8 protein-coding genes are annotated in these 10,252 nt (G+C 66.4%); 2 read left to right on the top strand and 6 right to left on the bottom strand.

Annotation, left to right across the window (positions count from 1 at the left end; translation table 11 throughout):
• Positions 1 to 84: 84 nt before the first annotated feature.
• Positions 85 to 549: a sarcosine oxidase subunit gamma family protein gene (locus tag WDM94_00100; GenBank protein MEJ0011028.1), complete on the top strand. Its 465-nt coding sequence runs from the start codon at positions 85 to 87 to the stop codon at positions 547 to 549.
• On the opposite strand, the gene WDM94_00095 is transcribed toward WDM94_00100, so the two are convergent.
• From WDM94_00095 to WDM94_00070, 6 genes are all read right to left on the bottom strand, one after another.
• Positions 546 to 755 carry a DUF2934 domain-containing protein gene (locus WDM94_00095; GenBank protein MEJ0011027.1) on the bottom strand — a complete coding sequence of 70 codons (210 nt, stop codon included), beginning with the start codon at positions 753 to 755 and terminating at the stop codon, positions 546 to 548. The two genes, WDM94_00100 and WDM94_00095, sit on opposite strands and share 4 nt — an antisense overlap.
• Positions 756 to 830: 75 nt before the next feature.
• Positions 831 to 2,090: an aromatic ring-hydroxylating dioxygenase subunit alpha gene (locus tag WDM94_00090; protein ID MEJ0011026.1), complete on the bottom strand. Its 1,260-nt coding sequence runs from the start codon at positions 2,088 to 2,090 to the stop codon at positions 831 to 833.
• 3 nt (positions 2,091 to 2,093) lie between these two features.
• Positions 2,094 to 4,604, bottom strand: coding sequence for an FAD-dependent oxidoreductase (locus WDM94_00085; protein ID MEJ0011025.1), 2,511 nt, complete (start codon positions 4,602 to 4,604; stop codon positions 2,094 to 2,096).
• 196 nt (positions 4,605 to 4,800) lie between these two features.
• Positions 4,801 to 5,979 (bottom strand): choline ABC transporter ATP-binding protein, encoded by a 1,179-nt coding sequence (gene choV, locus WDM94_00080; GenBank protein MEJ0011024.1) that lies wholly within the window; start codon positions 5,977 to 5,979, stop codon positions 4,801 to 4,803.
• Positions 5,980 to 5,985: 6 nt separating this feature from the next.
• Positions 5,986 to 6,840, bottom strand: a complete 855-nt coding sequence (gene choW / locus WDM94_00075) for a choline ABC transporter permease subunit (protein MEJ0011023.1) — start codon at positions 6,838 to 6,840, stop codon at positions 5,986 to 5,988.
• A gap of 69 nt (positions 6,841 to 6,909) precedes the next feature.
• On the bottom strand, positions 6,910 to 7,857 hold the full coding sequence (locus WDM94_00070; GenBank protein ID MEJ0011022.1) for a choline ABC transporter substrate-binding protein: 948 nt from the start codon (positions 7,855 to 7,857) through the stop codon (positions 6,910 to 6,912).
• 278 nt (positions 7,858 to 8,135) lie between these two features.
• On the opposite strand from WDM94_00070, the gene betB reads away from it, so the two are divergent.
• On the top strand, positions 8,136 to 10,205 hold the full coding sequence (gene betB, locus WDM94_00065) for a betaine-aldehyde dehydrogenase (protein ID MEJ0011021.1): 2,070 nt from the start codon (positions 8,136 to 8,138) through the stop codon (positions 10,203 to 10,205).
• Positions 10,206 to 10,252: the final 47 nt, after the last annotated feature.

Here is a 10,252-nt window from a genome sequence, read left to right as displayed (position 1 = left end):
GGAACACTCCGCGCTGTTCGTTGGTCTACTCTCCCCTTGTGGGAGAGGGCCTCGCCTAGGTGCGAAGGGTGAGGGAGCGACGTCATGGCGGGGGTGATCGTCACGATCCTTCCCGAAGGGACGCGCTACATCGTGCGCGGCGATCCGGCGGCGTTTGGCGGCTACGGCGTGACGCTGCCGCGCGAGGCGTGCCGGGCGGCGACCAACGGCACGGTGTCGGCGCTGTGGCTGGGGCCCGACGAGTGGCTGGTGCTGGCGCCCGACGGGCAGGCGATGACGATACCGATGGCGAGCGTCGTCGAGGTTTCGGATCGTCAGGTAGCGATCGGAGTCAGCGGTCCGCGGGCGGCGGATGCGATCAACGCGTTCAACGCGCTTGACCTGCACATCGAGTCTTTCCCGGTTGGGATGTGCACGCGCACGCTGTTCGGCAAGGCCGAGATCGTGCTCTGGCGCACGGCGCCGGAAGCCTTCCACATCGAGGTGTGGCGGTCGTTCGCGCCCTATGTCCTCGGCTGCCTCGCCGAGGCGGCTCGGGAATACGACTAGGCGCGTTCCTTCTTCACCGCGGCAGTGCGGGCAGCCGCCTTTGCGGCCTGGCGGAGGCGCGTGACGGCGCCCGGGGCGGGCACAACCAGCGCGATTTCGCGCGCGGCCTGGAACCAGTGGTCCTTGTCGCGGCCATGCGGGCGGCCGCTGGCCTCCCAGATGGCGTAGGCGCGCAGGCGGACGGCCGTTTCATTATCAAGCATCATCAGAACCCCCAATCTCGATTCGGACGACTCAACTGTACGAGACTGTGCCGATGCAGAGCGCGTGCCAACGCGACCTCACGCCACACTCCGCAAGCGGCCGGCGCCGCCGGTCAGGCGGTCCGTCATGGTCTGGGTGTACCAGTCGATGAACTGGATGACGCCGTCCTCGTAGTCGAGCGAATAGGGGCCGGGTTCGTAGGCCGGGCTGTCGATGCCGCGCTGGTTGCGCTCGACCAGAGTGCGATCCTGGTCGTTGGTCGCTACCCACACCTCGGTCAGCGTCTTAAGGTCGTAGTCGACGCCCTCGACGGCGTCCTTGTTGACCAGCCACTTGGTGGTGACCGCGGTCTGCTTCGGCCCGATGGGCAGGACGCGGAAGGAGATGACCATGTCGGCGAGGAAGTGATTCCAGCTCGACGGGAAGTGGAAGAACATCAGCGTGCCGAGGTCGCCGTGCTGGGGCAGGTGGCCGACCAGCTTCTTCACCGCCGGCTTGCCGTTCATGGTGAACGAGCGGCCGTCGTCCATGAGCGGAATGCGCGAGACGCGATATTGTCCGTTGTCGGCGATCTGAAAGCGGCTGGGTATCCCCTCGGCCTCGCGCGCATTCCAGAATTTTTCGATGACGCCTTCGCCCTGCGCGTTGGTGGTGCGCATGAACGACGGCGCCTCGGGGAAGGTGCGGCATAGCTCGGGATGGGAACCGGCGCAGTGGTAACACTCGCGGTTGTTTTCCAGCACGAGCTTCCAGTTGCCTTCCTCGACGATGGTCGACTCGTGCGCGACCTTGGCGTTCGACACGTCGAAGGGCGCGAAGTAAGGGGAGACCATGTCGCGGAAGGGCGCGAAGTCCGGCGCGTCTTTCGCGACGCAGACGAAGATGTAGCCGCCGGCGCTGGCGACATGCGCCGGCTTGAGGCCGTACTCGCCGGCGTTGAAATCTTCCTGGTCCATGGCGCGGGCGCGCACGAGACGGCCGTCGGGATCGTAGCTCCACTGGTGGTAGGGGCAGACGAAACGCTTCACCGAGCCGTGGGCGACGTCGCACACCTTGAAGCCGCGGTGGCGGCAGGTGTTGTGGTGGGCGTAGATCTTGCCATCGTTGCCGCGCGCGACGATCAGCGGGTATTGGCCGACCTGCAGCGTGAAGAAATCGCCGGCCTTCGGGATCTCGCAGTCGTGGCCGGCGAAGATCCATTCCTTGTGGAAGAGAAGGTCGAGGTCGAGCTGGTAGAACTCGGCGTCCCTGTAGAACGGGCCGGGCAGGGCGTGGCCCTGTTTGCGATGGGCCAATTCGTGAAGCATGGCCTCGGCTGAGGCCGGCGCGGCGGTCATCTCTCAACTCCGCAGGGCGACATTGTCGGGATCATAGGGCGACTCGGCGATAACGGTAGCCCGGTGGGGCTTGCCCAGGATCTGGACCGTAAGCGGCTGGCCGATTTCGCCGAGATCGGGGCGGACCATGGCCAGCGCCAGCGATTTGTTCACGCGCCAGCCCCACGCACCTTGCGTGGCGCGGCCGACCAGCTCGTCGCCCAGCAATATCGGCTCGGAGCCGCGGGCATCGGCGTCGGTGACGTCGTGGACTTCGAGGGTGACGAAGCGGTTGCGGAAGCCTCTCTCGCGCCATTCGACCAGCGCGTCGCGGCCGTGGAAGGTGCCCTTGTTGGGATGGACGAAACGGTCGAGGCCGGACTCCAGCGCGGCGTACTCGATCGACAATTCGCGGCCGACGAGGCGATAGGATTTCTCGACCGCCATCGCCAGCATCGCCTTGATGCCGAACGGCTTAACGCCGAATTCCTTGCCGGCGTCGAAGAGCAGATCGAAGATTTCGTTCTGCGTCTCGATCGGGTGGTGCAGCTCCCAGCCGAGCTCGCCGACGAAGTTGACGCGGAGCGCCCAAGTCACGGCAGGGCCGATGCTGATCTCCTTCGCCGACAGCCACGGGAAGGCATCGGACGACAGATCGGCGTCGGTTATTTTCTGCAGCAGCGCGCGCGAATTCGGGCCGGCGACGACGAGCACGCCGCGCTGCGTTGTGATTGGCTGGAAGGTGACCGAACCATCCTTCGGCAGCAGCTTCTGCATGATGTCGTGATCGTGGCGCTCCAGCGCGCCGGCGGAGACCAGATAGAACGACCGCGGCCCGGTGCGGCAGACGGTGAACTCGGCGCGGACGCCGCCGTTCGCCGACAGGAGATGGCAGAGGCCGACGCGGCCGATCTTCTTCGGGATGCGGTTGGCTAACAGACCGTCGAGCCAGGCTTCGGCGCCGGGGCCGGCGACGATCGCCTTGGCAAACGCAGACATGTCCTGGACGCCGACGTTTTCGTGGACGTTGCGGCATTCCTGGCCGACGAAATCGAAATAGTTGGAGCGGCGGAAGCTCCACTTCTCGCGGATCGGCTCGCCGTTTTTCACCGGCGGGTGGTTTTCGTTGAGCAGCACGTCCGGCCTGTTGAGTTGGGCGGGGCTCAGCGCATAGCCGGGCGGGGCAAACCAGCCGGGACGCTCCCAGCCGTAGACTGTGCCGAACACGGCGCCCATTGCCTTGAAGCGATCGTAGGAGGGGGCGCGCTTCAGCGGGCGCGCGGCGACGCGCTCCTCGTCGGGATAGTGGACGGTGAAGACGGCAGCGTAGGCCTCCTCGTTCTTTTCCTTGAGGTAACCGCGCGAGGCGTAGGGGCCGAAGCGGCGCGGATCGACGCCCAGCATGTCGACGGTCGGCTCGCCGTCGACGATCCACTCGGCAAGCTGCCAGCCGGCGCCACCGGCAGCGGTGACGCCGAACGAGTGGCCCTCGTTCAGCCAGAAGTTCGGCACGCCCCACGCGGGACCGATGATCGGGCTGCCGTCCGGCGTATAGGCGATGGCGCCGTTGTAGACCTTCTTCACGCCGACCTCGCCGAAGGCAGGGACGCGGGCGATGGCCGTCTCGATGTGTGGCATCAGGCGGTCGAGGTCTTCCTGGAACAGTTCGTACGCGGAATTTTCTGCCGGCCCGTCGACGTAGCAGGCGGGCGCGCCCTTCTCGTAAGGCCCGAGCAGCAGGCCGCCGTTTTCCTCGCGCATGTACCAGCTTGAGTCGCTCTCGCGGAGCACGCCCATCTCCGGCAGGCCCTTGGCCTTGCGTTCGAGGATCGCGGGATGCGGCTCCGTGACGATGTACTGGTGCTCGACGGGGATCACCGGAACATCGAGGCCGACCATCGCGCCGGTCAGCCTAGCGAAGTTGCCCGTGGCGGAGATCACGTGCTCGCAGGTGATGTCGCCCTTGTCGGTCACCACCCGCCACTCGCCCGCCGGCGTGCGCTCGATCGCGGTCACCGTCGTCTCGCGGTTGATCTCGGCGCCCATGGCACGCGCGCCCTTGGCGAAGGCTTGCGTCAGGTCGGCGGGCTGGATGTAGCCGTCGTCGGGATGCTGGATGGCGCCGATGATGCCGTCGATCTCGCAGAGCGGCCAGATTTCCTTCACCTGCTGCGGCGTCAGGATGTTGAGCGGCACGCCGATCGTGCGCGCGACGCCGGCGTAATACATGTACTCGTCCCAGCGGTCCTTGGTGCGCGCCAGGCGGATGTTGCTGACCTGCCGGAAGCCGACGTTCTGCCCGGTCTCGGCTTCCAGTTTGCCGTAGAGGCCGACCGAATATTTGTGAATCTGGCCGACCGAGTAGCTCATGTTGAACAGCGGCAGGAGGCCGGCCGCGTGCCACGTCGAGCCGGAGGTCAGTTCCTTGCGCTCGACTAGCACGACATCGGACCAGCCCTTCTTGGCGAGATGGTAGAGCGTCGAGACGCCGACGACGCCTCCGCCGATGACGACCGCGCGGGCGTGGGTTCTCACAGCGCTGCCCCCTCACCCTCTTTCTCTAGGCTCGGCTTCGCCTCACCAAGAGAAAGAGCCCTCTCCCACCCGGGGAGAGGGGAAGGAGGATCCGGCGGTGCCCATTCTCCCCTCTCCCCCTGTGGGAGAGGGCTTTGCACCTTGGCGAGCGGAGCGAGCTTAGGTGCAAAGGGTGAGGGGGCTTCGGCGGCGACTATCACGACTGCTTCCTCAACAAGCCTCGGTAGATCTCCTCGTTGCCGCAGAGGCCGGCGAGGCGGCCGAGCTGGTCGACGAGGAGGATGGGGTGGTCGGTCTGCGACTTCAGCGCGATCGCGGCGCGCAGCGTCAGGTCGACCGGCGCGACGATCATGTCGTAGCCGTCGCCGTTGACCGCGCCGGTGTCGGCGTCGGTGGTGGCGATGCGGCCTTCGCGGCCGTTCAGCGTCACGCGGATGGGGCGATCCTCCGCGTCGGTGTGGACGCGGATGCCGCCGGTGTCGATGACGATGGCGCCGCCCTCGCGGCGCAGCGCCGAGGCCGGGGTCATGACAGAGTTGCCGCGCAGCACGTTAAGCGGGTTCATGTGCTTCACGAATTCGGCGACGTAGGCATCGGCGGGGCGGAGCAGGATGTCCTCGGCGGTGCCCTTCTGGACGATGCGACCGGACTCCAGAATCGCGATCGAGTTGCCGAGCTTCAGCGCCTCGTCGAGGTCGTGGCTGACGAAGACGATGGTCTTCTTCAGCTTGCGCTGGAGGTCGAGCAGCTCGTCCTGCAGCTTGTCGCGGATAAGCGGGTCGAGGGCGGAGAAGGGCTCGTCCATCAGCAGGATGTCGGCGTCGGTGGCGAAGGCGCGGGCGAGGCCGACGCGCTGCTGCATGCCGCCCGACAGCTCGTGGCTGTACTTGTCGCCCCAGCCGGTCAGGCCGACGAGCGCCAGCTTCTCGTCGACGATCTTCGCGCGTTCGGCGTCCGCCATGCCGCGGAGCTCGAGGCCGAAGCCGACGTTCTGGCGCACCGTCCGCCACGGCAGCAGGGCGAACTGCTGGAAGACCATGGCGACGGTGTGCATGCGGAGATCGCGCAGCGTGGCGTCGTCGCAGGTGGTGACGTTCACCGGCTTGCCGCGATGATCGACGGTGACGGAGCCGCGCGCGACCTCGTTGAGGCGGTTGATGGCGCGCACGACCGTCGACTTGCCGGAGCCGGACAGGCCCATCAGCACGCAGATCTCGCCGCGCTTGACGGAGAAGTTGATGTCGATGGCGCCGGGGACGGACTTCGTTTTGGCGATGACCTCGTCGCGGGTGGCGCCTTGCGACAGCATCGCCAGCGCGGCCTTGCGGTCGCCGCCGAAAACGATGTCGACATTCCTGAATTCAACGACGGGCATCGGCGGCTATCGCGTGCCCTTCAAGTTGCGCTCGGGCCATTTGCAGACGCGGTCGAGCAGGATGGCGAGGACGACGATGGCGAGGCCGGCCTCGAAGCCCATCGAGACGTTGACGGTGTTGAGGGCGCGCACCACCGGCTTGCCGAGGCCGTCGGCGCCGACGAGCGCCGCGATGACCACCATCGACAGCGACAGCATGATGCACTGGGTGATGCCGGCCATGATGGTCGGCAGGGCGTAGGGGATCTCGACCTTCCACAGGAGCTGGCGTTTGGTGGCGCCGAAGGCCTGGCCGGCTTCGTGGAGCTGGAGCGGCACGGACGAGATGCCGAGGTGGGTGAGGCGGATCGGCGCGGCGATGGCGAAGATCACGGTGGAGATGAGGCCGGGGACCATGCCGAGACCGAACAGCACCAGCGTCGGGATGAGATAGACGAACGTCGGGATCGTCTGCATCAGGTCGAGGATCGGACGGATGACGGTGTAGAGCATCGGCCGGTGCGCGGCGGCGATGCCGATCGGCACCCCGACGGCGACCGAGACCAGCGTGGCGCAGAGCACCAGCGCCAGCGTCTCCATCGTCGCCTGCCAGTAGCCGAGGTTCATCACGAACAGCAGCCCGACAAGCACGCCGAGGGCGAGCGGCCACGAGCGGTGCAGGAACCACGTGCCGACGGTCAGGATGACGATTAGGACGAGCGGATTGAACCAGAGGAGGCCGATCAGCAGCGCGTTGATCAGGCCGCCAAGCACGAGCGAGATGAAATCGAAGACACCGGCGGCGTGGAAGTTGAGGATGTCGAGACCGGCGCGCAGCCAGTTGCCCAGTGGAATCTTGTGGCTGGTGATCAGGTCGTCCATCTAGCGCCCTCCATCCCCTCGGGCGTGACCGGCGGGCAGCGCTTGGCCGCCCGCCGGAAGTTCAAAAGACTAGAGGCCGAGGCTCGCCTTGGCGGCGTCGAGCCCGGGCTTGCCGTCGAAGGTGGTGACGCCGTCGAACCACGAGGTCCACGCGGTCGGGTTGGCCTTCAGCCACTCTTCCGCGGCCTTTGCCGGGTCTTCGGAGTCGAACAGGATCTTGCCCATCACCTCGTTCTCCATGCCGAGCGAGAAGGTGAGATTGGTGATGAACTTGCCGACGTTCGGGCATTCGCCGACGTAGCCGGCGCGGGTGTTGGTGAACACGGTGGCGCCGCCGTAGTCCGGCCCGAAGGTGTCGTCGCCGCCCGACAGGTAGCTCATCTTGTACTTGGAGTTCATCGGGTGCGGTTCCCAGCCGAGGAAGACGATCGGCTTGTTCTGCCGCGTGGCGCGATCGACTTCGGCGAGCATGCCCTGCTCGCTCGACTCGACGAGGTTGAAGTCCTTCAGCCCGTCGACGTCCTTGGCGATCATGTCGAGGATGATCTTGTTGCCGTCGTTGCCCGGCTCGATGCCGTAGATCTTGCCGTCGAGCTGGTCCTTGAACTTGGCGATGTCGGCGAAGGTCTTCAGGCCGGCGTCGAAGGTGTAGGTCGGGACGGCCAGCGTGTACTTGGCGCCCTCGAGGTTCGGCTTGGCGATCAGGTCGACGGTCTTGTCCGTGATGTATGGAGCACGGATCGATTCCATCGTCGGCTGCCAGTTGCCGAGGAACACGTCGATGTCCTTGTTCTTCATCGATTCGTACGTTACCGGCACGGCGAGCACGGTGGTCTTCGGCTCGTAGCCGAGCGCAGTGAGCAGACGCGAAGCCATCGCGGTGGTCGAGGTGATGTCGGTCCAGCCGACATCGGAGAAGCGTACGGTCTTGCAGGCAGCCGAGTCAGCCGCGTTGGCGGCGGTAGTGATGGTCATCGCGGCCAGGCCGGCCGCGGCAATACGCCAGGCATTACGCATCGAATTCCTCCGTTTCCAGGTGAGCGCGCCCCGCTCCGGTTCGCAGTACTTTCGAGTCCGAGTAGCAATCAGCGGGCCAGAGTTGCCTTCAACCAATCGCGTCCGCGAGGCGGACGCAAGGCAACCCAGCCAAATCCGGTGAAATACTAGCTGATCGCGCGTTCAACGGGGACAAAATTTCGCGAGCTAAGTAGTCAGGGTCGATGCCGATACCATTGTGTGGCTGGGCGTTTCTGCCTATTGATCAGCCGTTCAATGGACAACTCCTGGGCATTGTCATGCAGCGCGTCGAACCCGAGGATCTCCGCCGCCGCCAGCTCATCGAGGCGACCGTCGACACCATGGCGGCGGAAGGTTTTGCCGCGACGACGCTGGCCGCGATCGGCCAGAAGGCCGGCGTCTCGCCCGGGCTGATCGCGCATTATTTCGTCGACAAGGACGGTCTGCTCGAGGCGACGCTGCGCAGCCTGGCGGCGCGTCTGGCGCTCGGTCTGTCGAAACGGCTGCGCTCCGCGCGGACGGCGCGGGAGCGCGTGCAGGCGGTGATCGACACGACTCTGGCGGCGGAAGAATTCGACGCGCGGACGTGCAGCGTGTGGCTGGCGTTCTGGGGGCAGGTGCTGCACTCGGCGCGGCTGAAGCGGGTGCAGAAGGTCTATCAGGGGCGGCTGCTTTCCAACCTTCGTCATGGGCTGAAGCAGATCGTGCCGGCGGTGGAGGCTGACCGGATCGCGCACGCCGTTGCGGCGATGATCGACGGGCTGTGGCTCGGCGCGGCGCTGTCGTCGCCGAAGGAGACGGACAGCGCAGCGGCGCGGGCGACGGCGAGTGCGTTCATCGATGCCGAACTTCTGCGATGCGCCGCGAAGCCGGCGATGGCGAAGAAAAGCGAAACGCGCGTACGGAACTACATCGGCGGTGCGTACATCGACGCGGCGAAGCGGGCGACGTTCGTCACCAGCAATCCGGCGACCGGCGAGAAACTTGCCGAGGTCGAGATCGCGGGCGCGGCGGAGGTCGATGCCGCCGTGGCGGCCGCCAAGCGCGGACAGGCCGTGTGGTCTGCGATGACCGGGCTGGAGCGCGGGCGCGTGATGAAACGCGCCGCCGATATCCTGCGCGCGCGCAACGCGGAGCTGGCGCGGCTGGAGACGCTCGACACGGGCAAGCCGATCCAGGAGACGTCGGTGGTCGACGTCATCTCGGGCGCCGACTGCCTCGATTATTTTGCCGGGCTCGCCGGTGGGCTGGCGGGCGAGCACATCGATCTCGGCCCGTCGGCCATGGGCTACACGCGGCGCGAGCCGCTCGGCATCGTCGCCGGGATCGGGGCGTGGAACTACCCGATCCAGATCGCCTGCTGGAAATCGGCGCCGGCGCTCGCCTGCGGCAACGCGATGATCTTCAAGCCGGCGGAGCTGACGCCGCTCTCGGCCGCGAAACTCGCCGAAATCTACACGGAAGCGGGGCTGCCGGACGGCGTGTTCAACGTCGTACAGGGCTTGGCGGACACCGGCCGGTTGCTGACGCGCCATCCGGCGATCGCCAAGGTTTCGCTGACCGGCGAGGTGTCGACCGGCAAGGCCGTGATGGCGGACGCGTCGCCGACGTTGAAGCACGTGACGCTGGAGCTCGGCGGCAAGTCGCCGCTGATCGTGTTCGAGGATGCCGATCTCGACGACGCCGTCTCGGGCGCGCTGCTCGCAAATTTCTATTCGGCCGGCGAGGTCTGTTCGAACGGCACGCGCGTGTTCGTGCATCGCGCCGTGAAGGACGCGTTCCTGGCGAAGCTCGTCGAGCGCGTGCAGCGTATGACCATCGGCGACCCGCTCGATCCGAAGACGCAGGTCGGCGCGCTGATCTCGGAAGAGCACATGAAGAAGGTGCTCGGCTACATCGAGCGCGGCAAAAAGGAAGGCGCGAAGATTCTGGTCGGCGGCAATCGCGCCGATGCCGGCGCGATGAAGCGCGGCTGGTTCGTCGAGCCGACGGTGTTCGACGGGTGCGACGACGACATGGGCATCGTGCGCGAGGAAATATTCGGGCCGGTGATGACCGTGCTGTCCTTCGCCGAGGAAGACGAGGTCATCCGCCGCGCCAACGACACGGTGTACGGCCTCGCCGCCGGCGTGTTCACGCGCGATCTGGCGCGGGGGCATCGCGTCATCGCGAAGCTGGAAGCCGGCACCTGCTGGATCAACGCGTACAATGTCACCCCGATCGAGCTGCCGTTCGGCGGCGTCAAGCAGTCCGGGCTCGGCCGCGAGAACGGCAAGGCGGCGATCGAGCATTATTCCCAGTTGAAGAGCGTCTACGTCGGCCTCGCCCCCGTGCAGGCGCCGTATTGATGCGTGTCGGGCATGCCCCCTCAGTCGGCTTTGCCGACAGCTCCCCC

The organism is Bauldia sp. (genome assembly GCA_037200845.1).
In the GTDB taxonomy this organism is placed as follows: Bacteria; Pseudomonadota; Alphaproteobacteria; order Rhizobiales; family Kaistiaceae; genus DASZQY01.
Note: the sequence above shows the minus strand (reverse complement) of the source record. Positions and strands in the feature narration are given on the sequence as shown.

What these genes read in the sequence shown, in the direction of transcription:
- WDM94_00100 (MEJ0011028.1), top strand. Translation starts at nt 85, where the DNA reads ATGGCGGGGGTGATCGTCACGATCCTTCCCGAAGGGACGCGCTACATC.
- WDM94_00095 (MEJ0011027.1), bottom strand. Translation starts at nt 755, where the DNA reads ATGATGCTTGATAATGAAACGGCCGTCCGCCTGCGCGCCTACGCCATC.
- WDM94_00090 (MEJ0011026.1), bottom strand. Translation starts at nt 2,090, where the DNA reads ATGACCGCCGCGCCGGCCTCAGCCGAGGCCATGCTTCACGAATTGGCC.
- choV (MEJ0011024.1), bottom strand. Translation starts at nt 5,979, where the DNA reads ATGCCCGTCGTTGAATTCAGGAATGTCGACATCGTTTTCGGCGGCGAC.
- choW (MEJ0011023.1), bottom strand. Translation starts at nt 6,840, where the DNA reads ATGGACGACCTGATCACCAGCCACAAGATTCCACTGGGCAACTGGCTG.
- WDM94_00070 (MEJ0011022.1), bottom strand. Translation starts at nt 7,857, where the DNA reads ATGCGTAATGCCTGGCGTATTGCCGCGGCCGGCCTGGCCGCGATGACC.
- betB (MEJ0011021.1), top strand. Translation starts at nt 8,136, where the DNA reads ATGCAGCGCGTCGAACCCGAGGATCTCCGCCGCCGCCAGCTCATCGAG.